Consider the following 26,521-nt stretch of genomic DNA (forward strand, 5'->3'; position numbering starts at 1 on the left):
TCAGGCTGTCCTCAGCTGGGGTTCTTGGTCGACCGAACCCGCATGCGACAGGATTTCGGTCAGGTTCATCAGGGTTGATCGCAGATTAGTCTCTGGCTCAGGGAAGTCGCTACGATAGTGCCCGCCGCAGGAGCCTCGGCGCTTTTCGGCGAAAACTGCGATTGCAAGCGCCACGAGGGCCGGGTCCGAGGCAGGCCCGCACGACCGAACCAGCGGCAAAAGGTTCGAGATCGCGTTCCGCATCCCGGCCCCATGCCGGATCACACCCAGATGCCCCGACATCATCGGCCGGACAGCGCCGGGATCGGGATCAGGCAATGCAGCGGGGTTGGGGACAAAAGCCCGGTCTCGCATCTTGCTGGCCGCAACATCGCTGGCGGCGCGACGAGCCATTACAACAGCCTCAAGCAGAGAGTTACTGGCAAGGCGATTGGCCCCGTGCAAACCGGTCGCCGCACATTCACCGATGGCCCACAACCCGGGCAGCGTGCTCTGGCCGGTCTGGTCAACGGCAATGCCACCCATTTGGTAGTGCGCAGCCAGGCGTATCGGAATCGGGTCGTGCGCAGGGTCGATACCTTGGGCCGCGCACAAGGCCTGAATGCCAGGAAACCGTTCAGCAAAGCCCGCACCCAGCGCGGCACGAGCGTCAAGAAACGCGCGCCCTCCGCCTGCGATGACCTGATGCACAGCGCGGGCCACCACGTCCCGCGGTGCCAGTTCGGCATCCGCGATATGCGCCATGAACCGCTTACCAGTTTGGTCGATCAGAGTTGCCCCCTCACCCCGCACGGCCTCGCTGATCAAGGCCAAAGGTGCTTGGGCAGTCGCCAGTGCGGTCGGGTGAAATTGCACGAATTCCATATCGCGCAGAGCTGCGCCTGCACGTGCGGCCATCGCCGAACCTTGCCCGAAATTGCCCGACGGGTTGGTGCTGGCGTCGAACAGACCCCCGCAGCCACCTGTCGCCATGATGACCCGAGCTGTCCGCAATACGGCCGCTTGACCCATCGCTTGCAGATGAATACCGGCAACGCACCCGTCGGCGGTCACAAGACGCCGGGCTTCGACGTCCGTCAGGCAGGTGATCGAGGGGCAATGCTGTACCGCGCGGGTCAGAGCGGACATGATCTCGGCCCCGGTACGGTCGCCGCCGATATGGAGTATACGGCGGCGGGAATGCGCGGCCTCGCGCGCCAAGGCAAACGTGCCATCCTGCGCCCTGTCGAAGCGAACGCCATAGCGCTCAAGCACCGCGATCGCCTCGGCGGCCTCTGACAGGATGCCTGAGGCGACAGTTGCATCACACAGCCCATCTCCGGCCCGCAGCGTATCGGCCAGGTGCTGGGCAGGATCGTCATCAGCGCCCAGCGCGGCAGCAATCCCCCCTTGCGCCCAGGCGCTAGAGCATTCCTGCCCCAGCCCGGCGCGGGTGATCAGCACCACAGGCTGCGGCGCCAATTCCAGTGCGGCCACTAGCCCTGCGATGCCGCCACCGATGATGGCGATCCGGTCATGGAGCCTCTCAAGCCGGATCATTTCACGGCCAGCATCCGCTCGACCGAACGGCGCGCATCGTCAGCGATGGCCGGATCGACGGTAACTTCGTGGCGACCCAATTCCAAAGCTTCACGGATATTGCCCAAACTGATGCGCTTCATATGCGGACACAGATTGCACGGGCGCACGAATTCCACATCTGGGTGGTTCAGTGCCACGTTGTCGCTCATGGAGCATTCGGTCAGAAGGCAAACCCTTGAAGGTTTCTTGTCGCCGACGAAGTCCGACATCACGGCGGTAGAGCCTGAGAAATCCGCCTCGGCCACGACCTCGGGCGGACATTCCGGGTGGGCCAGCACTGTGACACCCGGCCACGCCTCGCGCATAGCCCGAATGTCGTCCGGGGTGAACAGCTCATGCACCTCGCAATGCCCGTGCCAGGCGATCAGTTCAACATCGGTCTCTTTGGCGACGTTCTTGGCAAGGTACTCATCCGGTATCATCAACACGCGCGGCACCCCGAGGGATTCCACCACTTTCACCGCGTTGCCCGAGGTGCAGCAGATATCTGAGGCAGCCTTCACCGCAGCCGATGTGTTGACATAGGTGATTACCGGCACACCCGGATGGGCTTCGCGCAGCAGCGCGATATCTTGGGGCGTGATGGAATCCGCCAGCGAACACCCCGCCCCCATATCGGGGATCAGCACGGTCTTCTCCGGGTTCAGCAGCTTGGCGGTTTCGGCCATGAAATGCACGCCCGCCAGCACGATGACATCGGCGTCGACTTCAACGGCTTCGCGCGCCAGGGCCAGGCTGTCGCCTACGATATCGGCCACGCCGTGAAAGATCTCGGGCGTTTGGTAATTGTGCGCAAGGATGACGGCATTCTTCTGCCGCTTCAGGTCGAGGATGGCTTCAAGATCCTCTTCGTACTGCATCCATTCGGCTGGCGGAATGACTTGCTTAACCCGATCGTACAACTCTGGCAGGCGGAAATCTTTCATTGGCTCCTCCAATTATACTCGATTCGAGTACATTCGAGCCGTAATTATTCTCGATTCGAGATTATGTCAAGCGGGACTCAGGATTTGGACAGAGGCAGCCTTGCGCCCGACAGCATGCGGGCCTCAAGAATAGCAGGTCGATATCGGAACAGGCGCGCCGGGCGACCGCCGGTGCCGCTCGAGATTTCGCCTGTTTCTTCAACAAGTTCCTGCTGGTCGATCTGGCGGCGGAAATTGGGTTTGTGCAAGTGCAGACCCGACAGCGCCTCGACCGTGCGCTGCAATTGAAGCAGGGTAAAGCTTTCGGGCATTAGCTCGAACACGACCGGAGAGTATTTGATCTTGGCCCGTAGCCGCGAAATGCCAGTGGCAAGGATGCGGCGGTTGTCGCCCGCCATGGGCAAGCCAAACTCGGGCACATCGACCAGACCGGCCTCATACATCAACTCGTAGCGCTGCAGAACCAGTTCCTCGTTCCACGTCTTTCCATTCAGACCGAACAGATAGTCGACACGCTGTGCCTTGAGCGGATCTGCCCCAGCCCAAGCTGTGAGGCGATCGGCGATACGCGGCACTTCCTCGGGGATACTGTCGCGATGGTCTTCCCACGGGAAGTACCGGTACCAGCTGCGCCAGGACGGGCGCCCTGCTCCGGCTGCATCCTGTTCGCGCACCAGTCCAAGATAGCTGATCGAAATCCGCTGCGAGGTTTCAACATCCCCGGACCGAGGGTCGCGATCCCTGTCCGCAAAGGTATAGAGTTGCTCAAGATACCCCACGGGATGGCCGGTCTGCGCTTCAATCCAAGCACGCAGGCTGCTCTGTAGGCTGCGATGAGAAGATTCGAACGGCCCCGATGGCAGCGCCTCACCCCCCCGCAAGGTCATGACACGCGGCTGGTTGTCGGTCACGGCGACAAGGATTGCGATCAGTTCGGCAGGGGCTAGTCTGCTGGGCAAGAAGATACCTGTGTATTGCGCGACGCCAGTCATTGACATCCTGTTTGATTTCTAACCCAGATTTCAAACCTTTGCTTGAGGAAAATGTCATCGTGCGAACACCGACCTCAAGATGAGGTTTTCGCCGTTGATTGAAGGTATTTCCGGCATCTGCAGTGGCGACCCCGGCAGGATTCGAACCTGCAACCTGCCCCTTAGGAGGGGGCTGCTCTATCCAGTTGAGCCACGGGGCCGTGCAAAGCCCTCTCTACCTTTGTTTTTTCGGCTTGTCATGGGGTTTACTGTGGGTTTGCTGTAGGCGTGCTGAACAGTTGTAAACTGCACGGTGTTTACGCTAGCATCAGATAAAACAACAACGCAGGTGCCTTCCGTGAACACAGAAACAAAACGCCCGCTTACCCTTCGCGATGTCTCTGAGGCTTCTGGGGTATCCGAGATGACGGTCAGTCGGGTCCTGCGCAATCGGGGTGATGTGTCGGATGCGACGCGCACCCGCGTTTTGGCCGCCGCGAAAGAACTGGGCTATGTGCCCAACAAGATCGCGGGCGCGCTGGCCTCAAGCCGGGTCAATCTGGTGGCGGTTATCATTCCATCCCTGTCCAACATGGTCTTTCCCGAGGTTATGACCGGCATAAATCAAGTGCTGGAAGACACCGATCTGCAGCCGGTTGTCGGCGTCACCGACTACCTGCCTGAGAAAGAGGAAAAAGTGCTGTATGAGATGCTCTCCTGGCGGCCCTCGGGGGTGATTATTGCCGGGCTCGAGCATACAGACGCGGCGCGGGCGATGCTGGATTCGGCCGGAATTCCGGTGGTTGAGATCATGGATACCGATGGCAAACCGGTTGATGCGATGGTCGGGATCTCTCATCGTCGCGCCGGGCGCGAAATGGCGCAGGCAATCCTGAAAGCGGGCTATGAACATATCGGCTTCATGGGCACCAAGATGCCTCTGGACCACCGGGCGCGGAAACGGTTCGAAGGCTTCACCGAGGTCATGGGCAAGCACGGGATCGAGATCGAGGATCGGGAGTTCTATTCCGGCGGCTCGGCTCTGGCCAAGGGGCGTGAGATGACGCAAGCCATGCTGGAACGCTCGCCAGATCTGGATTTTCTGTATTATTCCAACGATATGATCGGCGCGGGTGGTCTGTTGTATCTGCTAGAGCAAGGCATCGACATTCCCGGCCAGATCGGCTTGGCAGGTTTCAACAACGTCGAACTTCTGCAGGGCCTGCCCCGCAAACTGGCGACGATGGATGCCTGCCGACTTGAGATCGGACAGCAAGCGGCCAAGATCATCGCCACGCAGCTTGACGATCCGAATGCCGAGATCGAGACCCGCGTGACTCTGACCCCCAAGGTCAACTTTGGGGACACGCTAAAACGGCGCTGATATCGTGGCGCTGAAACGGCTGGACAACCGCACGGCGCGGGCGATCTTCATGGATCGCCACGCGCTGGCCGAATCTCCTTCGGGCGGATCTAAGGGCACCGATCTGCTGGATCTTATTCAGAGGCTGGGCTTCGTTCAACTCGACAGTATCAATACGGTGGCGCGCGCGCATGACATGATCCTGTTTTCGCGCAGGCCCAGCTATCGCAGCGGTAACCTCAAACGCTTGTATGAGCGGGACCGCGCGCTATTCGAACACTGGACACACGATGCAGCCGTCATTCCGATGGAGTATTACGCGCACTGGCATCTGCGGTTTCAGCGCGATGCGGATCTGTTGAAATCGCGGTGGAAGAACTGGCGTCGGGATGGGTTTGAGCAGCAGTTCGAAACCGTTCTGAGCCATATCCGCGATCATGGGCCAGTGTCCTCGTCCGACGTGGGGAAGGATGAAAAGAAGGGCTCTGGCGGGTGGTGGGATTGGCACCCGTCTAAGACCGCGCTTGAGTACCTTTGGCGCTCTGGCGCGCTGACAGTTGTCGGGCGTGAGGGGTTTCAGAAACGATATGATCTGACCGAGCGGGTGATCGAAACTCATCTCTGCCCCGGTCAGCGACCCTGTGACGCCGAGGCGACGGTTGATTGGCTGTGCAATGCGGCGCTGGACCGTCTTGGCTTTGCCACTTCGGGTGAGCTGGCCGCGTTCTGGGACACGGTCAGCGCGGCTGAGGCAAAGGCGTGGTGCGCCCAAGGTTTGCAATCAGGCGCTTTGGAGGAGGTCGAGGTCGCTTGCGTCGACGGACGCCTGCGCAAACTGTTTGCCCGCCCCGATCTGACCGATGGTCTGAGCGATCTGCCCACACCAAAGGGCCGCATCCGGGTTCTCAGCCCGTTCGATCCGATGCTGCGTGATCGGAACCGGGCCGAGCGGCTGTTCGGTTTTCACTACCGGATCGAAGTCTTCGTGCCCGAGGCCAAGCGGACCTACGGTTACTATGTTTTCCCGCTTCTGGAAGGCGACAAGCTGATTGGCCGGATCGACATGAAAGCCCATCGCGACGAAGGCGTTCTGCGCGTCAAAGCCCTCTGGCCGGAGCGCGCGATACGCTGGTCGGATGCGCGCACGCGACGACTGGATTCCGAATTGGACAGACTGCGCCGGTTTGCCGGTCTTGATACGGTCGAATTTGCCAATGACTGGCTGAAAGAGCCTAAATAGACTCTATTCTGCGTCCGTCAGGGTCAGGTGAATGGGCTCCAACCCATCTATCCCACCTTCAATTTCATCCCCTGCTGTAACCGGCCCTACCCCGGCGGGGGTGCCTGTCAGGATCACATCGCCGGGACGCAAGTGATAGAAACCGGACAGGTGGCATATGATCTCATCAATTTTCCAGATCAACTCATGCAAAGTCGCGTCTTGCCTAACCTCGGCGTTGACGTTCAGGTGAATGCGCTTGTTGTCCTCTGGGGACCACTCGGCGGCTCGGGTCAAAGGCGCAAAGACAGCGCCGTTCTCCACATCCTTGCCCAGATCCCAAGGGCGCTGTTTGTTGCGTTCGCGGATCTGAAGATCGCGACGGGTCATATCCAGCGCGCAGCCATAGCCGTAGACTGCCGCCCAAGATTCAGCGCTGGTGGCACGGAACACAGGACTTCCGATGGCGACGGCCAGTTCCATCTCGTGGTGGTAATTTTCGGTCCCCAGCGGGTATGGCACGCTCGCTCCGGTCAGAATGGCGTTTGCGGGAGACTTGGTGAAATAGAACGGCGCCTCGCGGTCTACCTCATGGCCCATTTCAGCGGCATGGGCTGCATAGTTGCGCCCAACGCAGAATATCCGACCGATGGGATAGGTCGCCTGCTCATCGACCACGGGGATCGAGATGGGTTCGGGTAGTGAAAACAAATGCGGCATGGCGATCCCCTGAGTGTTGCGCCGCGCAGCTTATCGTCTGGCACGCAACTGGCAAGCCGTAGCTATGCGCCGGTTCACGCCGACATCTGCGGCGTGATCTGGCGCAAAGCCGCCCAATTCCTACCGCGGCGCATCTGGGCGTATGAATCCCTTGGAAACAGGTAAAATCGCGCTAGATAGCCTAGAAGATTTGAGAATTGATGGCACCCCCACAACCTGCCCGGCACAGAAGTTCTGCCGGAAAGATCAATACGAATGAAGTGACCTGAAGATACCTCTTGCGGACGCCTCAACATGTCGGCATTGGGACGTGAACGTATCGGAGACGGCAGGCGAAGACACCCATCCCCCTGGGAGTTTCGCCCGTGTTAGACCCTGTTTCAGGGCAGACGCGCCCTCCGACACGTGGGCCGGGCCGTCGGGTAAGACGACACGCAACGGCCTTGGGCCAGGCACAGAATCCAACCCGGGTCTGGCCACCCCGCCGGAGAATTCCCCCTACCTTCTCCGGCGGGGTTTTAGTTCACAGGGTCACTCTTTGAAGTTTTTCAGCTCGTTTAGGATATCCAGAAGCGTTTCATGCTTTTCGGGACCAAGATGCGCGCGCATACGATCGGCCTGTTGAACAATGCCCGTCAGGTTGTCCTGAATGATCTGTTCCCCCTTCGCGGTGATCTCGACGATCTGACGCCTTCGATCCTTGGGGTGACAGCGGCGCTTAATCAGGCCCTTGTCTTCCAGTTTTTGCAAGATGCGCGTCAGGCTGGGCAACAACAGGCAGGCCCGTTCCGAGATATCAGTCGGTTCGCTTGCACCTTCTTCTTTCAGCAAGCGCAGCACGCGCCATTGCTGCTCGGTCACCCCGGCATCAATCAGCAATTTGCGAATAGGACCCATCACCCTTTCTCGGGCGCGCAGCAACGCAATGGGAAGGGATCGCGACACCAAGGGGAGTTGATCGGACATGTTGAATCATCGCTGAAAAAACGAGAAGTCTCAAGCCGCCCCGAGAGGATAGGCTTATAACACGCTGAAAAGTATCAGTTTAAAACCACTGGCGGCAAGCTATACCCGCATCGCTTCAGCGGCTTTTGCATAGCCACCCGAAGCCCCATCCACGAAATGCACATGATCGTCCCGCATGGCTGAGGGTACAAAGCAGGTCATCATCGCCTCATCCTGTACGTGCAATCCGTAGCGGATTTTGCCGCGCCCGCGGGCTTCATCCAGCATACGCTGGAGGCGGTCCAAAGTGGCAGGGTCACAGTCCAGTGTCATTTTCAGGCCATCGTCGAATTTGCGGTAGTCTGCATTTTGGCTGACCATACGCCGATAGTGGCCGGGTTCGAACTGCCCCAACCGCTTGCCCGTCAGAAACAACAGGGCGATCAACAGGTTCTGACCAAGCAATTTCAGCTTTTGCGCAAACAGATTGCCCCCTGCTCGCGAGACATGAGCGTCCAGCCCAACATCCGGCGGCGGCCATGTCATCGGAGGTCCGTTTTCCGGAACCGGATGCCCCGACCGATCCAGTTCGGCGGCCATGGTGACAACGGATTGCGCCAGATCCGCAAAATCCCGCTCGGTCGCCTGGGCCGTCGGCTGCACCACGACCGAGACGATCTGTCCATGCTGCGCAGGACTGTTGGACCAGCGGCAGGACAGGCCGGTCAGGTTTGGCTGCGCGTTGGGCGCGGCGGGCTCGACCGAATAGTGCCCGGATTTCATCTGCGCCTCGGCCCAGGCCAGACCTCCGCCCGAGAACATGGCATAGTCCACCCCGTTGGACGGGGCATAGCGCGCCACCCTCAGGTCTTTCCCAGCTTTGCGCAACTCGGCCACTGGAACGAGGGCCGCGCGCAACGGCATCTCAAACTCCTCTTCGGCCCAGCACCGCAGGGTTGCCAACGCCCCCGCCGCGATATCCACCGCACTGGGGGGCACGGCAAACCCAGCCCCGTCGCCACCAAAGACATAAGGAAAAGGCTCGTTTTCCAAAGCGTTGATCATGGCCGAGATCACCGCAGCACCGACCATGTTGACGGTTTTGTACCGTCCCTGCGCAATCTGTGTCGTCGAATCCACAATGTCGGCAACACCCACAACCCAATCGTCCGGAACCGAGGCAAACTGCGCCGGGTCCGACAGAAGGGTAAAATCGCGCCAAAGCGGCAGGGACTCGTAAAAATCTGAATGGAGGTCTTTCATCGTCCCCCCTTTGTTCCAATTGGAGGATAAGCTAGCCCGAATGTGATCGCTGTCCTCCCCTTGCAACATAGTACACGTGCTTGTGCGTTTTGCCACGGCGTGCCAATCAGGGCGGTGGAAGTGCGCAGGAAAGGGCCATTCATGCAGGCAGGTTTGGTTGTACTATGTCTGGCTTATGTCCTGAGCCAGTTTTTTCGCGCATTTCTGGCCGTTCTCAGCCTTGATCTGGCGCGCGATATCGGCGCCTCGCCCGAGGATTTGGCCTTCGCCTCGGGCCTGTGGTTTCTCGTCTTTGCCGCGATGCAGCTGCCGGTGGGCTGGGCGCTGGACCGTATTGGACCACGGCTCAGCGCATCCGTCCTGCTGCTGATCGGCGGGGCCGGAGGGGCGCTTGTTTTTGCCGCAGCCACCAGCCCGCTGCATGTCAGCGTCGCGATGGCCCTGATCGGTGTTGGTTGTTCCCCGGTTCTGATGGCCTCGTACTTCATCTTTGCACGCGAGTATCCTCCGGCCCGGTTTGCCACGCTGGCGGCGCTGATGCTGGGCGTGGGGTCGGTTGGCAATCTGGTTGCGTCCTACCCAACGGCGCTAGCTGTCGAGCTGATGGGCTGGCGCGCCACGATGGTTGGGTTGGCGGTTCTGTCCGCCGCAATCGCGTTGGGCATCTGGTTCAGCGTGCGTGATCCGAAAAAGGTCGAGACCGACCACAAAGGATCTTTGCTGGACTTGCTGAAACAGCCTGCCTTGTGGCTCATCCTGCCCTTGATGCTGGTCGCTTACGCTCCGGCGGCTGCACTGCGCGGGCTTTGGGCGGGGCCATACCTGAACGATGTGTTCAGCCTGACCACCACGCAGATCGGCACGGCCACGTTGGTGATGGGAACCGCGATGATCGCGGGGACATTTGTTTATGGCCCGCTAGATCGTCTTCTGGGCACCCGCAAATGGGTGATTGTTGGCGGCAATGTCCTCTGTGCGGTCGCGCTTGGGCTTTTGTGCCTGTGGGTCGATAGCGCTGTCTGGGTGTCAGTCGTGATGTTGTCGCTGATCGGATTTCTGGGCGCGAGCTTTCCGGTCATCATGGCCCATGGCCGAGCCTTCATCCCGCCGCATCTGACCGGGCGTGGCGTGACCTTGCTGAACCTTTTCGGCATCGGCGGCGTAGGGCTTGCGCAATTTGCCACCGGGCAGATTCACGCCGCTTATACCGACGTCAGCCCAACGGCACCCTACACGGCGATATTCGGCTTTTTCGCCGTGACCCTTGCCATTGGATGCGTGATCTATCTATTCAGCCGGGATAGCGTCGACTGACGCAACGATCAGGAGAGCCCGGTGAAAGACCCCGTCGTCATTGCCCCCAATCTCAAACGCAGGCTTTCGGGCGTGACGGCAACGATTGCGCGGCTGGTCCCCCTGCAGGCGCAACAGATCGACATCGCCGCCACCGGGCCGGGGCTCCCCGCCGACATTCCGCATATCCCACTGGGCCGCCTGCCTTTCCTGTCCCGTCGAACGCTGCGGGTCTGGCACGCGCGCCGCAATACCGAGATGCTGCTGGGCCTGATCCTGCGCAATGTGTTCCGGTTGAAGCTGAAACTGCTGTTCACAAGCGCCTCGCAACGGGCACATACGGGTTATACGAAATGGCTGATCGACAAGATGGATGCGATTGTCGCGACTTCGCGCAAGACCGCGGGCTATCTGGAACGAGACGCACAGGTGATCATGCATGGCATCAACCTGGACGACTTTACCCCGCCTGAGGACAAAGCTGCCCTTCGCGCACGGCTAGGGCTACCAGATGGCCTTTTACTAGGCTGCTACGGGCGCATCCGCCATCAGAAAGGCACGGATGCTTTCGTCGACGCAATGATTGATCTTTGTGCCCGGTCCCAAGATGTCTCAGGCATCGTCATGGGCCGCGCGACGGAAAAACACACGGGTTTTCTGGCCGAGCAAAAAGATAAGGTCGCCAAGGCGGGCCTGTCGGACCGTATCCTCTTCATGCCCGAAGTGACGGTCGATCAGATCGCCAAATGGTATCAGGTACTGGACCTGTTCATCGCCCCCCAACGGTGGGAGGGTTTCGGCCTCACCCCGCTTGAGGCGATGGCCTGCGGCGTGCCCGTTGTCGCAACCGACGTCGGCGCGTTTTCCGAGATCGTGACCGACCCGTCTCTGGGCCGGGTGGTGGCCCCGGGTGATATCCCGGCACTGGCCGATGCAGCCGCAGAAATGCTGGAAAATCGTGATTCCCTGTCTCAGGCCGGACAGGCCGCTCGCAGACATGTTGAGCAGAATTTCGATATCCAAGGCGAAGCACAGACCCTCGTGGCCCTCTACAAGCGCCTGCTGAGCGAGTGAAGCGCCTCAAATCGGCGTCATTCGTTAAAATACATTGCGAAAGCTCTTTTGTCCCGACGGCAACGCGGCTATGAACGCGCGTCCTTAACTTTGGAGACATGAAATGGGCTATCGCGTCGTCGTCGTCGGCGCCACAGGTAATGTGGGCCGCGAAATGCTGAACATCCTGGCGGAACGCCAGTTCCCCGTGGACGAAATTGCCGTGCTGGCAAGCCGTCGTTCGCTGGGTACTGAGGTGACATTTGGCGACAAGACACTCACGACCAAAGACCTGGATACCTTTGATTTCACCGGCTGGGATATGGCCCTGTTCGCTGTAGGCTCTGCCGCGACCAAGGACTATGCGCCCAAGGCCGCTGCGGCGGGCTGCGTGGTGATCGACAACTCGTCGCTCTATCGCTACGACCCCGAGATCCCTCTGATCGTGCCGGAATGCAACCCGCAAGCGATCCACGACTACAAAAACAAGAACATTATCGCCAACCCCAACTGCTCGACCGCGCAGATGGTCGTCGCGCTGAAGCCGCTGCATGACCGCGCCAAGATCAAACGCGTTGTTGTCTCGACCTATCAGTCGGTGTCCGGTGCAGGCAAAGAGGGCATGGACGAGCTGTGGGAGCAGACCAAGGCCGTTTACAACCCGATCAACGAGGTTGAGCCGAAGAAGTTCCAGAAGCAGATCGCGTTCAACGTCATCCCTCAGATCGACGTCTTCATGGAAGACGGCTCGACCAAGGAAGAGTGGAAGATGGTTGTCGAGACCAAGAAGATCGTCGATCCGTCGATCAAGGTCACGGCCACCTGCGTTCGCGTGCCTGTATTCGTTGGCCACTCCGAGGCCGTGAACATCGAGTTCGAAGAATTCCTGGACGAAGACGAAGCCCGCGATATCCTGCGCGAAGCGCCGGGTATCATGGTGATCGACAAGCGTGAGGCCGGCGGCTACGTCTCGCCCACCGAATGCGTTGGCGATTTCGCAACCTTCATAAGCCGTATCCGTCAGGACTCGACCGTTGAAAACGGCATCAACCTGTGGTGCGTCTCGGACAACCTGCGCAAAGGTGCCGCCCTGAACGCGGTTCAGATTGCCGAGCTTCTGGGCCGTGAGGTTCTGAAGAAGGGTTGATCCCTGATCTGATATTTTTCGCAAGGGGCCGTTTCGTCAGAAGCGGCCCTTTTTCTTTGCGTGTTTCGAAGTGGTCCCGTTCATGACAAAGGACAGACACAGCAATCCGTGCTAAGGCGCGCCCATAGCCTTAAGAAAACCATCCAAAGGGTTTTACGATGCGCATTTTCTCTGTTCCTTTCATAATACTCGCCACTCTTTCTCCGTTGTCCGCGACATCACAAGAGATCGCCGATACGATCTATTCCGGCGGTCCCATTCTGACGATCAATGATGAGCAGCCCTCGGCCGAGGCCGTGGCGGTCCGAGATGGCCGCATTCTGGCGGTTGGATCGCTTGCGGATATGGCCGCGCATCAAGGCGACGGGACCGTAGCGTTCGATCTTGCAGGGCGCGCAATGTTGCCTGGATTTGTCGACAGCCACGGGCACGTTGTGATGGGCGGGCTGCAAGCCTTGTCGGCCAACATGCTGGCACCTCCGGACGGAGAGGTGACAGACATCGCCAGCCTGCAGGCCACTCTGACAGCCTGGGCCGAGGCAAATGCCGAAGCCGTTGAAAACGCGAACATGATCATTGGCTTTGGGTATGACAATGCGCAACTGGCCGAGCTGCGGCATCCCACGCGCCAGGATCTGGATGCCGTTTCCACCACCATACCCGTCGTGATCATCCACCAATCCGGACATTTGGGTGTGGGCAACTCAAAGGCACTGGAACTGGCGGGCATCACGGCCGAATCCGAAGCGCCGCCAGGCGGCGTAATCCAGCGAGATGAAAACGGAGAACCCAACGGCGTACTAGAAGAATACGCGTTTTTCGCCTTGCTAGTGCCTCTTCTTGGCGATCTTGGCGAAGACGGTCTGGCTGAATTTGCCCGCGCCGGCAGCGCGCTTTGGGCGCGGTTCGGATACACCACGGGGCAAGAGGGCCGATCGTCCGGTGAGATCGTCGAGGTGCTGAAAAAGGTTGGAGCCGATGGCGAACTGCCCATTGACGTGGTTGCCTTTCCCGACGTTCTGGAGGCACAAGACTACATCGGCAGCAATGTCTCAGAGGATTACACGAACAGGGTCCGCGTGGGCGGCTGCAAGCTGACCATTGATGGCTCACCCCAGGGTTTCACGGCGCTGCGCGACCGTCCCTACTACGATCCGGTTGGCTCTTACCCCGCAGGCTATGCCGGCTATTCCGCGATCACGATGGAGCAGCTTCAGGGCGCTGTGAACTGGTGCTATGAGAACGGCATTCAGATCCTGGTGCATTCCAATGGCGAAGGCGCATCGGATATGCTGATCGCCGCTCTGGAAGAAGCCCAAATGAAATACGGCGACCCCGGAAACCGCCCGGTTCTGATCCATGGCCAGTTTCTGCGCGAGGATCAGGTCGCCAGTTTCAAGCGCTTGGGTGTATTCCCGTCGGTCTTTCCTATGCATACATTCTATTGGGGAGACTGGCATCGCGACCATACCGTCGGCCCGATCAACGGTGAGAATATCTCGCCGACCGGATGGATACGAGAGCGTGAAATGATGTTCGGAACGCATCACGATGCGCCGGTGGCCTTGCCCGACAGCATGCGCGTTCTGGCCGCGACAGTGACGCGACGTACCCGGTCAGGCGACATACTTGGCCCACATCAACGTGTCGATGTTATGACCGCCCTCAAGGCCATGACGATTTGGCCCGCATGGCAGCATTTCGAAGAGGATCACAAGGGTTCAATCGAAGTTGGGAAGGTCGCCGACTTCGTCATCCTTTCGGACGATCCGACAGCGGTGGACCCGGAAACTCTGGCCGAGCTTCGGGTTCTGGTGACCGTGAAGACCGATACAGTTGTCTACGAAGCTGAAGAAGGCATTCGAGAAGGAAAGCTGGACGTCTCGCCCTTTTCTAGCGATCCGGTTGTGGCACATACCTTCCTGCACGCGATTTATCAGGGGATGAAAGTCGAACAACCTTGGCTGGCGACAGAGCCAAAACGCAATTAAAGGGCGTTTCCGAGGGCAGGGCTATCCCTGCCCTTCCACCAAAACCTTGAGGTTCATCAGACCACGCTCATAGTCTGGACCAAGCCACCGATCCATCATCACCCCCATCCAACGAGACATCGGGTTCATACCCAACTCGGATTCGAACCCCCATGTAACCTGCGTCTGATTCCCATCGGGCTGCAGGAGGAATGCGGCTGTGGCTGTTCCCATCGGACCGAAATCAAGCGCGGTCTGGACGCTTTGGTTTTCGACGCTCGCCACAATCACTTGCGATCCGGTGCCGACCTGCGGGTCGTCAGAGCTCCAGTTCAAAATATTCCCAACCCCCGACTCTGGCCCGGAATAGGTCAGCTTGGTCTCGGGGTCCCGGTGCAGCCAAGGCGACCAATGCTCAGTCTGTTGCATCGAGTTCACATAGGGAAAGATCGCCTCGGGCGGCGCGTTGATGGTGATACTGCGGGATACTTCGGCTTTTGAGGGCAGCAAATACGCAATGCCGACCAGTGCCAGTACAAGAACGACCAGGCCAAGAAAAACGCGTTTAATCAATTTCATAATATGCTCCAAAGGGTAATTCCTTTGTCTGGAGCATATCATAGAAAATTGGACGGAACCGCTGCTTACCGCGATGCTAGGGCGTTAGACCGGAACGAACTTTTTCTGATAGGGATCGAAACACTCCAACCCGCCCGCGCCGATATCTGTCCAAAGCCCGTGCAGGCTGAGCGTGTCGGTCTTGACCGCGTCGGAAACAAACGGGAAGGTCATCAGGTTTTCCAGCGACGCAACGACGGCCTGACGTTCAAACTGGCGGGCCTGCTCGACGCCATCCTCGATATCCGCGACCTGTTCGTACTTGGGCTTGAGGATATCCATCCAACGGCCAACAAAGCTCTCTTTCGCTTCCAGCTGCGGGGCCTGCCCTTTGCACATGTCGATACAGCCCTGCACCCCACCGCATTGCGAATGACCAAGCACGATCAGATGCGCCACTTTCAACGCGGTCACCGCATATTCGATGGCTGCACTGGTCCCGTGGTGATCCCCATCCGGGGCGTAAGGGGGCACCAGGTTGGCAATGTTGCGGTGAATGAAGAACTCACCCTGATCGGCACCGAAGATCGCGGTCACATGAACCCGGCTGTCGCAACAGCAAATCACCATCGCACGTGGGCGCTGCCCCTCATCCGCCAAACGCCGATACCAGACCTGATTTTCGGAATAGGTCGTCGCTTTCCAGCCGTGATACCGTTTCACCAGATAGGTCGGCAAAGGTTTGGCTAAATCCATTTCGGCATTCCCGTCTTTCGTTTCGTAGGCTGCTGTAAACCGAATTCAAGAAAAATTCGAGCCATTATCCAAATTCATCGCAAGGTTTTGCAAAGGAATTGACAGCAAGGATCAATGCCACGCCGTGGGGGCGACTAAACTAGGGTGAATGTGGTGGAAAACATACTCAGGCTTGAACACAAGGAAACCGTGCGACTGGATCCGGATCGCCTCAGCGGGCTGTACCGGCAATTGGGCGACAAGAACGCGTTGGACGTGCTGTGCCGCACGGTCGAGGAATTGGCCGTGCGCTTATCGAATTGCGAACGGCACTGGCGGCAACGCGATTGGGAGGCATTGCGCAAGTGCTCCAAGTCGCTGGTGGCAATCGCCGATCAGATTGGAATGACGGCGCTGGCACGGGTTGCGAGCGATGTCACCGGCGCCGTGGATGCAGGCGATGCGGTGGCAGCAGGTGCAACGCTGGGGCGGTTGATCCGGGTTGGAGAGCGCTCTCTGACCGCGATCTGGGATCAGCAAGACCTTTCGGTGTGACGGGGGTTGCGGGCAGGCTGCAGGCGGATAGTCTGGTCGCAAATTCACTCAGCCCGAGACACCTATGACCCTCAGCTTTGCTCAACCCTCTGACAACTCTGTGCCCCTGCATGTGGTGGCGCAACCTGATCTGGACGATTGGCTGGCCGGTCAGTCCGATCACATCCGCAATTGGGTTGCCGCGAACGGGTTCAAGGGCGCGTTGGGTCAGGTCCTGACGGTGCCAAGCACGGACGGCGGTGCGGGGTTCGCGCTGGCCGGGTACGGGACCGAGGGCAAGCGCGCCCGCAAGCGGTTCCCTCTGGCCGCTGCGGCGGATGCGCTGCCGGAAGGCAGCTACCACATCGCGGAAGGCGTCCCGGCCGAGCATCTGGAGATGGAATGTCTGGGCTGGTTGCTGACCGGTTACGCCTTCGATCGTTATGCGACTCAATCCGCCGCCAAGGCGCGACTGGTTGCCCCTGAAGGCGTTGATGCCGCGCGGTTGGAGATTCTGGCAAATGCCGAGGCGCTGACCCGCGATCTGGTCAACACGCCAGCCTCTGATATGGGGCCGGACCAACTGCAAGCGGCAGCCGAAGCGCTGGCGGACGAATTCGGAGCCACCTGCAAAACGATCACCGGCGACGCGTTGCTGGAGCAGAATTTCCCGATGATCCACACGGTCGGGCGAGCCGCAGATCAGGCCCCGCGTCTGATCGAGATGAATTGGGGCGCGACCGGGCCGACGCTGACGCTCGTCGGCAAGGGTGTGTGTTTCGATACCGGCGGGCTGAACCTGAAGCCGGGCGCGTCGATGGGGCTGATGAAAAAGGACATGGGGGGTGCCGCCAATGTTCTGGGCCTTGCCCGGATGATCATGGCGCTGAACCTGCCGCTACAACTGCGGGTGCTGATCCCGGCGGTCGAGAATGCGGTCGCGAGCAACGCCTTCCGTCCCGGAGATATCCTGACCTCTCGTAAGGGTTTGACGGTCGAGATCAACAACACCGATGCAGAGGGGCGGCTGGTTCTGGCCGACGCGCTGGAGCTGGCGGATGAGGGGAAACCGGCTCTCGTGATCTCGATGGCTACTCTTACCGGCGCAGCGCGCGTGGCCGTTGGGCCCGATCTGGCGCCGTTCTACACCGATGACGACTGCGCCGCCGGGGCGCTGAGCAAAGCTGCCGCCCAAGCCGCTGATCCAGTCTGGCGCATGCCCTTCCACACACCCTATGAGACTATGATCGAACCTGGCATTGCCGATCTGGACAACGCGCCCTCGGGCGGGTTCGCGGGGTCGATCACCGCAGCCCTGTTCCTGCGCCGATTTGTTGAAGACAGCAATTACATGCATTTTGACATCTATTCCTGGCAGCCCAGCAAGCAACCGGGTCGCAGCAAGGGAGGTCTGGGGCAAGGCCCACGCGCCCTACTGACCGCACTGCCCGAGATTTTGGGCCTATGACCCACCTACGCGTCTTGGACCCGGTCGTTGACCTGCTGCGCAGCCCTGATGGCCCGCGCGATCGTCAGTTGCTGTTCGGAGACACAGTACAGCTTGCAGAGCAGAAAAACGGGTGGAGTCGTGTCAAGGCTGACAAGGATGGCTATGTCGGATGGGTTCGCTCGGCCCAATTGGGGCCGCAACAGACCACGACCCATAGGATTGTTGCACCTGCCACACATGCCTATGAACAGGCGGATATGAAAACCCGCGATCTGACCTCGCTAAGCTTCGGAAGTTTCGTACACGCCCTCTCCCAAGCGGACAGATTTGTTGAAACTGAGCTGGGATTCATCCCAAAAGTCCACACGGCCCCGATTGCCGAATTGAACCGTGATCCTGTCGCTGTGGCCGAGTTGTTTCTAGGCACACCCTATCTGTGGGGCGGCAACAGTCGGTTCGGGATCGACTGTTCTGGGCTGGTTCAGGTGGGGTTGCTGGCCTGCGGTATGGCGTGTCCCGGCGACAGCGGCGATCAGGAAAAGGCCCTTGGTATCACTCTGCCCGAAGGATCAGAGGCCAAACGCGGCGATCTGTTGTTTTGGAAAGGCCATGTCGCATGGGTTTCCGGGCCGAATATGCTGTTGCATGCCAACGCGCATCACATGGCAGTCGCGTATGAATCCTTGGATCACGCCATCACGCGCATTCAGGCGCAGGGCGACGGGCCTGTGACGGCCCATAAAAGGCTCTAATCCGGGGAAACTGAGCGGATCAGCTTACGCTCCAATACCCGCAAGACCGTGCGCAGGTCATGGCCGCGTTTCAGGATCCGTCCGTCCATCCCCACAACGGAATACATCCCCTGCTTTTGGCGCAGACGAGGATGCTTCTCGATCCGGTAGATCGGATGCTCGGCGGTGCGTCGGAAGATCGAAAAAATCGCCATGTCGCGCAGGTTGGAAATTCCGTAGTCGCGCCATTCTCCGGCGGCGACCATCTTACCATAGACGGACAGGATATGGGACATCTCGCGCCGGTCGAACGCGACGGGCATCTGGGCCGAGTTTGTTGGGAACCGGCTGGGAGGCTGCATGTTCATACCCCAAGCCTTGCCGGAAAACGCGGCTGAATCAAGCCCGATGCGCAAGCGGGCCATAATTCGTCAACGGGTGTTACCGCCGTCCGACTTGTCGACATATCAGGATCACAGGCAGTAATCCAACGGCCAGAATGACCAAGGATGGCACCGCCGCCCCCTCGAGCCGCTCGTCTGAGGCCAGCCGGTAGGCCTGTACCGCCAGCGTGTCAAAGTTGAAGGGGCGCATGATCAGCGTTGCGGGCAATTCCTTCATCACGTCGACAAAGACGATCAACAAGGCCGTCAGCAATGAGGGCGTCAGGATCGGCAGATGCACCCGCCTCAGTGTACCCAGAGGCGTCTGCCCCAAAGACCGGGCTGCGGCGTCCATATTGGCGTGAACCGTACTCTGCCCGCCTTCATAGGCACTTAGGGCCGCCGCAAGGAACCGCACCATATAGGCTGCCACCAGAAGCCAGATGGACCCGGTCACCAGCAGGCCTGTCGAGACATCAAATGTCGCGCGCATCCACGCGTCCAGCGCGTTGTCAAAGCTGGCAAAAGGCACCAGCAGGCCAACCGCGATCACCCCGCCCGGCACCGCATAGCCTAGCCGCGCGATATAGCTCGCGATGGTCGAGGGCCGCCCCGGTCTCAAACGCTGAAAGAACCCAACACTGACGGCCGCAATAACGGTGATGACAGCAGCCGTCCCGGCGAGGATCAGCGAATTCTGAATGAAGCCAAGGTAGCGGGGCGAAAGCAGGTTCTGCTCGGATTTCAACCCCATCTCGAACAGAACGACCACCGGCAGGAGGAACCCGAAAAACACGGGAATGGCGCAGAGGGCAAAAGCACCGATCGCGCGCCATCCAGTCAGTTGCGCCGCGGGCAGAGCTGCATGTTGCTTGCCCGCTTGATAATACTTGGCCTTGCCGCGCCGCGTGCGTTCAGCCACAGCCAACACAAGCGCGAAGGTCAGCAGACACAAAGCCAGTTGTGCGGCGCCTGCACGATCTCCCAGCGAAAACCAACTGGTATAAATGCCCGTGGCGAAGGTCTGGACGCCAAAATACGAGACGGTTCCGAAATCGGCGATGGTCTCCATGATCGCCAGAAGAACGCCTCCGGCAATGGCCGGGCGCGCCATCGGCAGCGAGACCCGCCGGAACGCTAGCCAGGGGCTGTTTCCCAACGCCCGCGCCGCCAGAAATGCGGTGGCGCTTTGCTGCAGGAACGCTGCCCGCGCCAGCAGGTAGACATAGGGATATAGCACCAGCGTCAGCATCACCGCCGCGCCCTCGGTCGAGCGGATTTCGGGGAACCAGTAGTCGCGCGGCCCCCAACCCGTCACATCGCGCAGCGTGGCCTGCACGATACCGGGATGATCCAGTATGAACGTGTAGGCATAGGCCAGAACGTAGGCCGGGAAGGCCAATGGCAGGACCAGCGCGATCTCCAACAGGCGCACGCCGGGGAACCGCGTCATCGTCACCAGCCAAGCGGCTCCGGTCCCAATGCTGTACGTACCCACGGCCACCAGAACCACCAATATGGCGGTGGTCATCGTGTAGCGGGGCAGCACGGTTTCAGCCAGGTGCGAGATGGTTTCCGTGCCACCGGTCAGCGCCGCCAGAACCACCGCCACCATCGGCAACAGACAGGCCGCCGCCACGACATAGGCAATACCCGCCAACAACCGCGTGCCACGCACGCCGCGGTTTCGTGATCCATTTTCAGAATATTCGATCTGGGCCATTTTCCGGGCTTGTAGGTGGCGAGGGCGTCCTCTTTCTCGACTAAAACGCTAGGAAACGCCAGTGCCCAGAGCAACAAATCTAGCAACAAATCTGCGGCATCAAACGCCGCAGATATCAGTCATAGACGCGCTGATCCTCGATCACCAGGCCATCCTTGGGCAAGGACCCGGGGGCCACAACCTCGATCGCGCCTTTCAGCTTCAGCACTTCGGCCACGGATTTCGCATAAGCCATGTCATCGCCACCAGCACTCTCGATCTGGACGGTCATTGTATCCATCTCACCCTGACGGGCTGCGATCACGCGAGCTTTGACGATCTCGGCATGTTTGTCGACTAGCGCCGCCACCTGCTCGGGCCGGACGAACATGCCCTTGATTTTGGTGGTCTGATCGGCACGCCCCATCCATCCCATGATCCGAGCGTTCGTACGACCGCAAGGCGACTGACCCGGCATTATGGCCGACAGGTCGCCGGTCGCAAACCGGATCAGCGGGTAATCCGGGTTGAGAGAGGTCACCACGACCTCACCAACCTCACCGGGCGCAACCGGAGTGCCGGTGCCGGGAGTGACAATTTCGACGATGACATGTTCGTCCAGAATCATCCCCTCCATCGCGGCGCTCTCATAGGCGATATTGCCCAGATCGGCCGTGGCATAACATTGCAGACAGGCAATGCCGCGATCCGCGTATTCCTGCCGCAACGAGGGGAACAGCGCGCCCCCACCCACAGCGGCTTTTGAGAAACTCAGCGCAACGCCCATGGCATCGGCCTTGTCCAGAATGACCTTCAGATAGTCCGGCGTGCCCGCATAGGCCGTGCATCCAACGTCGCGGGCGGCGGTCACCTGCAGCTCGGTCTGGCCGGTCCCGGCAGGCAGAACAGCCGCGCCAACCGCGCGAGCGCCGTTTTCAAAGATCATGCCCGCAGGCGTCAGGTGATAGCCAAAGCAATTCTGAACGATGTCGCCCGCGCCAACACCGGCGGCGTTCAGGAAGCGACCCATGCGCCACCAATCGTGGTCGGTGCTGCCCGGCTCATAGATCGGGCCGGGGGATTGGAACACATGGTGAAAGTGCCGCGCCGGTTTGACTGTAAAGCCGCCAAAGGGCGAGCGCTCCCCTTGCGCGCGGGTCAGGTCCGACTTGCGCAACACCGGTAGCAAGGGCAGGTCGTCTGCCGTTTTCACCGCATTCGTGTCTGTTTCAGCGAAATGCGCCGTGAATCCCGGCGCAGACCGCGCCCGTTTCAGTTGCCCCTGCAGCGCCACCGCCTGATCCGAGGCGCGCTGATCCGCCGAGCGCGTTTCGAGTGCGTCGAAATAGGTCATCGCCATATCCTCCATCAGATCACAACCACCGCTTGCGGCGGCGGTACGAGCGCACATCGCGAAAGCTTTTGCGGCCTTCATCCGACATGCCGAGATAGAATTCCTTCACATCCGGGTTCTCACGCAGTTCGGCAGCAGGACCGTCCATCACCACGCGACCGGATTCCAGAATATAGCCGTAGTGCGCAAACCTGAGCGCCACATTTGTGTTCTGCTCAGCCAATAGGAACGAGACGCCCTCTTTCTCGTTCAGGTCTCTTACGATGCCGAAAATCTCTTCGACCAACTGCGGAGCAAGCCCCATTGAGGGTTCATCCAGCAGGATCGTCTCGGGCCGTGACATTAGCGCGCGGCCCATCGCGACCATCTGCTGTTCCCCGCCCGAGGTATAGCCCGCCTGACTTTTGCGGCGTTCTTTCAAGCGCGGGAAGTAGTTGTAGACCAGCTCCAGATCGCTCTGGATCGCGGCATTACCGTCCTTGCGGGTATAGGCCCCGGTCAGCAGGTTTTCCTCGACCGTGAGGTGCTCGAAACAGTGGCGCCCCTCCATCACCTGAATGACGCCTTTTTCCACCAGATCCGCCGGGTCGCTTTCATGCACGCTTTGACCGCGATATTTGATCGAGCCCTTGGTGACCTCGCCCCGTTCAGAATGTAGCAGGTTCGACACCGCCTTGAGCGTCGTGGTCTTGCCCGCACCATTCCCCCCAAGCAGCGCCGTGATGCCGCCTTTGGGAACCGTCAGGCTGACGCCCTTCAGCACGAGGATCACGTGATTGTAGATCACCTCGATATTGTTGACCTCAAGCAGGGTTTCCGCCTGCACATCCGTGGTTTGGGCCGCATCCAGCATCAGCGCCTATCCTCGTTCGCGTGTTCGGGTCAGGGCGGCAGTAAACCGCCGCCCCGCTTGGTTCAGAGCGCTTTAGTTGCAGCGCGTTTCGATATTGTTTTCAGCCGCATAAGCCGCCGAGTCTTCTGCGATCAGAGCGTTGATGACTTCGGCATCTGTCGGTTTGAAGTCCTGAACCGGGTTCCAGGTTCCGGCTGCTGCATCCCACTGGACCACACCCACAAGACCGGGGCCGCCATGATTTTCACATGAAACCGAGAATTCCGGTCCGAAACCGACCATGCCCAGACCTTCCATCTTGGCATTTGTGATTTCCAACGCTTCCATGCCATCGCGCATCATTGACGCGTCGATCTCGGCAGTGCCGTGCATTTCCTGCGCAGTCTTTACCGCTTCAGCCGCTAACATCGCAGCATAGAGACCGCGGTTGTACTGAACAGTGCCCAGCTGATCACCTGCGCCTGCGGCTTTGCCGGCATCGACGACGTATTTCTGCAGATCGTCATAGACCGGATAGTCCATACCCAGGCCCGTGAAGGTCAGGGCCTTGTAGCCGGTGGCCTTTTCACCTGCAGGCTCGACATCGAATTCAGCACCTGACCACCAGACGCCAATGAAGTTCTCCATCGGGAAGCGAATGTTGGCCGCTTCCTGAACCGCAACTTGGTTCATGACGCCCCAGCCCCACATGATCACAAAATCGGGCTTTTCGCGGCGGATTTGCAGCCACTGCGACTTCTGCTCCTGACCTGGGTGGTCGACGGGCAGCAGAGACAGCTCATAGCCGTGCTTTTCGGCTAGCGTTTCCAGAGTGCGGATCGGCTCTTTGCCGTAGGCAGAGTTGTGGTAGACCAGCGCAATTTTCTTGCCGCTCAGGTCTCCGCCGTTTTCATCCAGCAGATAGTTGATCGCGCCCGAAGCTCCGTTCCAGTAGTTGGCCGGATAGTTGAACACGTGGCTGAACACCTCGCCATTCGCAGCCGAGGTCCGGCCATATCCCATCGTGTGCAGGGGAATGCCATCTGCCGTCACTTTCGGGATCAGCTGATAGGTAATCCCAGTGGAGAGTGGTTGATAGACCAGAGCACCTTCGCCCTTGGTCGATTCATAGCATTCCACACCTTTTTCAGTGTTATAGCCGGTTTCGCATTCGATAACCTTGGCTGGAACACCCCCGATGCCGCCATCGCGTTCATTCAGCAGGGTGAAATAGTCGGCGTAACCGTCAGCAAACGGAATACCGCCAGCCGCGTAGGGACCCGTCCGGTAGCTCAGCGACGGGAACACAAGGTCGGCCATGACCGGACCTGCGGCCATCACGGCGCCCAGCGCCAGGGTTGCCAGTTTCTTGTTCATCGGGTGTCTCCTCCCTTGATTGATCCGATGGTGGTTTCGGGCGTTTGCACCCGTCTTTTTTGATTGGGCCTGTCCCTAGTGCGGGAACGGCCAGAGTCTGAGTTTCTCTTTGGCGACACGCCACAGCTGCGCCAGTCCGTGCGGTTCGAGGATCAGGAACATGATGATCAGCCCACCTACGATCACGAGGTTCAGGTGCGCCACAATGTCCGTGGGCCAACCCAGCAGGTCTACACCGATCAGCTTCAGCACGACCGGCAGCAGCACGAGGAAAGCAGCCCCCGCAAAGGATCCGAAAATAGAGCCTAATCCGCCGATAATCACCATGAACAGCACCAGGAATGATTTCTGGATGCCAAAGACCTCGCCTACTTCGACCGCGCCCAGATAGACCGCAAAGAACAGAGCCCCTGCGATGCCTACGAAGAATGAGCTGACGGCAAAGGCGGTCAATTTGGCCTTGAGGGGGTTCACGCCGATGATCTCGGCAGCGATATCCATGTCGCGGATCGCCATCCAGGTCCGACCCGTGGTGCCCCGCGTCAGATTGCGTGCAAGGATGGCGCAGACGGTCAGGAAGATCAGGCAGAACAGATAGGTCGCCCAAGCCGGAGCATTCGGGCCGGTGATGATGATACCAAACACATCCCGTTCCGGCGCGTTGATCTGACCCGAAGCCGAATAGTTGTAAAACCACGGCACCCGGTTAAACAGCCACACAAGGAAGAACTGCGCCGCCAACGTCGCCACGGCCAGATAGAACCCCTTGATCCGAAGGCTCGGCAGGCCGAACAACACGCCCACAAAGGCCGTGATGCCTCCGGCAAGGATCACGTGGATGAACATGCTGACATCGGGGAAAGCAGTCATCAGCTTGTAGCAGGCATAGGCCCCCACAGCCATGAACCCTCCGGTCCCCAACGAGACCTGCCCGCAATAACCCACAAGGATGTTCAGCCCGATCGCCGCGATGGCGTAGATCAGGAATGGCAGCAGCAGCGCGTTGGCCCAATAATCGTTGATGATGAAGGGAATGATCCCGAACGCTACCGCCAGCACGACATAGTAGCGATACCGGTCAAACTTGATCGGGAAAGTCTGGCTGTCAGCAATGTACGAGGTTTTGAAATCCCCGGCCTCACGATAGAACATGTCTTACTTTCCCCATTCTTCCTGCGCCCGGTTCCGGGCCGCGGCGTCCAATTGGTTTGAGCCCTTGGCGTATCCGCTCGCCTCAGACGCGCGGACCAGTTTCAAATAGGCCAGAACGCCCATGATCAGACCCGCAAAAGCCAGGATTGCCGCGATAGTGAGCTGGCCTTCGGACAGATCGTCCGAGGTGAGGGCAATATACCCAAACGCCCAGAACCCGGCCCATGCGATGACGTTGATGATGGCGATCAGCTTGGTCATCGCTACACCCTCTCGATGATCTTCTCGCCGAACAGGCCCTGAGGTCGGAACACGAGGAAGATCAGCGCCAGCACGTAGGCAAACCAGTTCTCAGTCGCGCCGCCCAGCGCAGGTCCTAAGGCGAATTCGAACAGCTTCTCGCCCACGCCGATGATCAGCCCGCCGACGATCGCTCCGGGGATTGAGGTGAAACCACCCAGCATCAGCACCGGCAACGCCTTGAGCGCGATCAGCGACAGCGAGAACTGCACGCCGGACTTGGTGCCCCACATGATCCCCGCGACCAAAGCGACGAACCCTGCGACCGACCAGACCATGACCCAAATGAAGTTCAGTGAGATGCCAACTGACAGCGCTGCCTGATGGTCATCTGCAACGGCGCGCATTGCCCGGCCCTGTTTGGTGTACTGGCTGAATGCGACCAGAGCTGCCACCAGAAGCGCCGCGATGATCGTCGCCACAATGTCCAGATTGTCGATGAAGAAGCCATAGTCGAAGATGTTATACGTCGTCTCATCAATCCACAGGTTGATGCCCTGGGGCAGACCCACATCCAGCGTCTTGATCTCAGACCCCCACATCAGGTCGGCAACACCCTCAAGGAAGTAAGCCAAACCAATGGTGGCCATGAACAGAATGATCGGCTCCTGCCCGACCAGATGTCGCATGACGAAGCGCTGCACCGCCCAGGCCAGCAACACCATCACCGCCATGGTCAAAAGGATCGCCAATAGTGCGGGCACATTCCAGCCAAAGTAGTGGATATGCGTCCCGAAAATCGCGTTGATCAGATGCGCAAAGGGCACCTGGCCCTTCATGATCCCGACCAGCGTCATCGCAGCAAAAAGGGCCATAACCCCCTGGGCATAATTAAAAATCCCCGACGCCTTGTAGATCAGCACAAAGCCCAGCGCGACCAGCGCATAAAGCACCCCGGCCATCAGACCGTTGAGGATGACCTCCATCGCAAATACGAGTTGTTCAGGCATAGGTGCCTCCCC

The 26,521-nt window shown here is 59.5% G+C and carries 25 protein-coding genes and 1 tRNA gene; 9 read left to right on the plus strand and 17 right to left on the minus strand.

Annotated features, from left to right (window positions below; translation table 11 throughout):
- The 4 genes from ACR3FB_RS16465 to ACR3FB_RS16480 form a co-directional block, all read right to left on the minus strand.
- Nucleotides 1-1,539: an L-aspartate oxidase gene (locus ACR3FB_RS16465; protein ID WP_480566153.1), complete on the minus strand. Its 1,539-nt coding sequence runs from the start codon at nt 1,537-1,539 to the stop codon at nt 1-3.
- Nucleotides 1,536-2,507: a quinolinate synthase NadA gene (nadA, locus tag ACR3FB_RS16470; protein WP_480566151.1), complete on the minus strand. Its 972-nt coding sequence runs from the start codon at nt 2,505-2,507 to the stop codon at nt 1,536-1,538. Before nadA ends, ACR3FB_RS16465 begins: the two co-directional genes overlap by 4 nt.
- A gap of 77 nt (nt 2,508-2,584) precedes the next feature.
- On the minus strand, nt 2,585-3,499 hold the full coding sequence (locus ACR3FB_RS16475; RefSeq protein WP_480566149.1) for an NUDIX hydrolase: 915 nt from the start codon (nt 3,497-3,499) through the stop codon (nt 2,585-2,587).
- Nucleotides 3,500-3,622: 123 nt separating this feature from the next.
- Nucleotides 3,623-3,699 (minus strand) — tRNA-Arg (locus ACR3FB_RS16480).
- Between the two features lie 137 nt (nt 3,700-3,836).
- On the opposite strand from ACR3FB_RS16480, the gene ACR3FB_RS16485 reads away from it, so the two are divergent.
- Nucleotides 3,837-4,862, plus strand: coding sequence for a LacI family DNA-binding transcriptional regulator (locus ACR3FB_RS16485; RefSeq protein WP_480566147.1), 1,026 nt, complete (start codon nt 3,837-3,839; stop codon nt 4,860-4,862).
- 4 nt (nt 4,863-4,866) lie between these two features.
- A complete protein-coding gene (locus ACR3FB_RS16490; RefSeq protein ID WP_480566145.1) occupies nt 4,867-6,081 on the plus strand; it encodes a winged helix-turn-helix domain-containing protein in 1,215 nt (404 codons plus the stop codon).
- Nucleotides 6,082-6,084: 3 nt separating this feature from the next.
- Here the strand turns inward: ACR3FB_RS16490 and ACR3FB_RS16495 are convergent, their stop codons facing one another.
- The 3 genes from ACR3FB_RS16495 to ACR3FB_RS16505 form a co-directional block, all read right to left on the minus strand.
- A complete protein-coding gene (locus tag ACR3FB_RS16495) occupies nt 6,085-6,780 on the minus strand; it encodes a fumarylacetoacetate hydrolase family protein (protein ID WP_480566143.1) in 696 nt (231 codons plus the stop codon).
- Nucleotides 6,781-7,311: 531 nt separating this feature from the next.
- The gene (hpaR, locus tag ACR3FB_RS16500; RefSeq protein ID WP_170380277.1) at nt 7,312-7,746 is read right to left on the minus strand and encodes a homoprotocatechuate degradation operon regulator HpaR; all 435 of its coding nucleotides are present in this window, start codon (nt 7,744-7,746) and stop codon (nt 7,312-7,314) included.
- A 99-nt stretch (nt 7,747-7,845) separates the two neighbouring features.
- Nucleotides 7,846-8,988: a DUF3095 domain-containing protein gene (locus ACR3FB_RS16505; protein ID WP_480566141.1), complete on the minus strand. Its 1,143-nt coding sequence runs from the start codon at nt 8,986-8,988 to the stop codon at nt 7,846-7,848.
- A gap of 141 nt (nt 8,989-9,129) precedes the next feature.
- Here ACR3FB_RS16505 and ACR3FB_RS16510 point away from each other — a divergent pair, with 141 nt between their 5' ends.
- The 4 genes from ACR3FB_RS16510 (at nt 9,130) to ACR3FB_RS16525 (ending at nt 14,472) form a co-directional block, all read left to right on the plus strand.
- The gene (locus tag ACR3FB_RS16510) at nt 9,130-10,302 is read left to right on the plus strand and encodes an MFS transporter (RefSeq protein ID WP_480566139.1); all 1,173 of its coding nucleotides are present in this window, start codon (nt 9,130-9,132) and stop codon (nt 10,300-10,302) included.
- A 21-nt stretch (nt 10,303-10,323) separates the two neighbouring features.
- Nucleotides 10,324-11,355 carry a glycosyltransferase family 4 protein gene (locus ACR3FB_RS16515; protein ID WP_480566137.1) on the plus strand — a complete coding sequence of 344 codons (1,032 nt, stop codon included), beginning with the start codon at nt 10,324-10,326 and terminating at the stop codon, nt 11,353-11,355.
- A gap of 103 nt (nt 11,356-11,458) precedes the next feature.
- Entirely contained in the window at nt 11,459-12,481 is a 1,023-nt protein-coding gene (locus ACR3FB_RS16520; protein ID WP_170380274.1) for an aspartate-semialdehyde dehydrogenase, read from the plus strand.
- Nucleotides 12,482-12,639: 158 nt separating this feature from the next.
- Nucleotides 12,640-14,472, plus strand: a complete 1,833-nt coding sequence (locus tag ACR3FB_RS16525; RefSeq protein ID WP_480566305.1) for an amidohydrolase — start codon at nt 12,640-12,642, stop codon at nt 14,470-14,472.
- A gap of 21 nt (nt 14,473-14,493) precedes the next feature.
- Here ACR3FB_RS16525 and ACR3FB_RS16530 read toward each other — a convergent pair whose 3' ends face one another.
- Together ACR3FB_RS16530 and ACR3FB_RS16535 are read right to left on the minus strand one after the other, a co-directional pair.
- A complete protein-coding gene (locus tag ACR3FB_RS16530; protein ID WP_480566133.1) occupies nt 14,494-15,030 on the minus strand; it encodes an SRPBCC family protein in 537 nt (178 codons plus the stop codon).
- An 84-nt stretch (nt 15,031-15,114) separates the two neighbouring features.
- The gene (locus ACR3FB_RS16535) at nt 15,115-15,765 is read right to left on the minus strand and encodes a carbonic anhydrase (RefSeq protein ID WP_419739452.1); all 651 of its coding nucleotides are present in this window, start codon (nt 15,763-15,765) and stop codon (nt 15,115-15,117) included.
- Nucleotides 15,766-15,909: 144 nt separating this feature from the next.
- Between ACR3FB_RS16535 and ACR3FB_RS16540 the strand changes: the two genes are divergently transcribed.
- The 3 genes from ACR3FB_RS16540 (at nt 15,910) to ACR3FB_RS16550 (ending at nt 18,480) form a co-directional block, all read left to right on the plus strand.
- Nucleotides 15,910-16,299 (plus strand): hypothetical protein, encoded by a 390-nt coding sequence (locus tag ACR3FB_RS16540; protein WP_480566131.1) that lies wholly within the window; start codon nt 15,910-15,912, stop codon nt 16,297-16,299.
- Between the two features lie 64 nt (nt 16,300-16,363).
- Nucleotides 16,364-17,746: a leucyl aminopeptidase family protein gene (locus tag ACR3FB_RS16545; protein ID WP_480566129.1), complete on the plus strand. Its 1,383-nt coding sequence runs from the start codon at nt 16,364-16,366 to the stop codon at nt 17,744-17,746.
- Complete coding sequence (locus tag ACR3FB_RS16550; protein WP_480566127.1) at nt 17,743-18,480, plus strand: C40 family peptidase; 738 nt, start codon at nt 17,743-17,745, stop codon at nt 18,478-18,480. Before ACR3FB_RS16545 ends, ACR3FB_RS16550 begins: the two co-directional genes overlap by 4 nt.
- Here the strand turns inward: ACR3FB_RS16550 and ACR3FB_RS16555 are convergent.
- From ACR3FB_RS16555 to ACR3FB_RS16590, 8 genes are all read right to left on the minus strand, one after another.
- Nucleotides 18,477-18,827 carry a DUF2794 domain-containing protein gene (locus ACR3FB_RS16555; RefSeq protein WP_170380289.1) on the minus strand — a complete coding sequence of 117 codons (351 nt, stop codon included), beginning with the start codon at nt 18,825-18,827 and terminating at the stop codon, nt 18,477-18,479. The two genes, ACR3FB_RS16550 and ACR3FB_RS16555, sit on opposite strands and share 4 nt — an antisense overlap.
- A gap of 73 nt (nt 18,828-18,900) precedes the next feature.
- Complete coding sequence (locus ACR3FB_RS16560; protein ID WP_480566125.1) at nt 18,901-20,565, minus strand: ABC transporter permease; 1,665 nt, start codon at nt 20,563-20,565, stop codon at nt 18,901-18,903.
- 115 nt (nt 20,566-20,680) lie between these two features.
- The gene (locus tag ACR3FB_RS16565) at nt 20,681-21,898 is read right to left on the minus strand and encodes a phenylacetate--CoA ligase family protein (RefSeq protein ID WP_480566302.1); all 1,218 of its coding nucleotides are present in this window, start codon (nt 21,896-21,898) and stop codon (nt 20,681-20,683) included.
- A gap of 19 nt (nt 21,899-21,917) precedes the next feature.
- On the minus strand, nt 21,918-22,751 hold the full coding sequence (locus ACR3FB_RS16570) for an ABC transporter ATP-binding protein (protein WP_170380267.1): 834 nt from the start codon (nt 22,749-22,751) through the stop codon (nt 21,918-21,920).
- Between the two features lie 72 nt (nt 22,752-22,823).
- Entirely contained in the window at nt 22,824-24,107 is a 1,284-nt protein-coding gene (locus tag ACR3FB_RS16575) for an ABC transporter substrate-binding protein (protein WP_170380266.1), read from the minus strand.
- Between the two features lie 75 nt (nt 24,108-24,182).
- Nucleotides 24,183-25,259 carry a branched-chain amino acid ABC transporter permease gene (locus ACR3FB_RS16580; RefSeq protein ID WP_170380265.1) on the minus strand — a complete coding sequence of 359 codons (1,077 nt, stop codon included), beginning with the start codon at nt 25,257-25,259 and terminating at the stop codon, nt 24,183-24,185.
- A gap of 3 nt (nt 25,260-25,262) precedes the next feature.
- Complete coding sequence (locus ACR3FB_RS16585) at nt 25,263-25,520, minus strand: hypothetical protein (protein WP_170380264.1); 258 nt, start codon at nt 25,518-25,520, stop codon at nt 25,263-25,265.
- 2 nt (nt 25,521-25,522) lie between these two features.
- Complete coding sequence (locus tag ACR3FB_RS16590) at nt 25,523-26,509, minus strand: branched-chain amino acid ABC transporter permease (RefSeq protein ID WP_170462900.1); 987 nt, start codon at nt 26,507-26,509, stop codon at nt 25,523-25,525.
- Nucleotides 26,510-26,521 lie beyond the last annotated feature (12 nt).

This window comes from Ruegeria sp. AO1 (assembly GCF_056535985.1).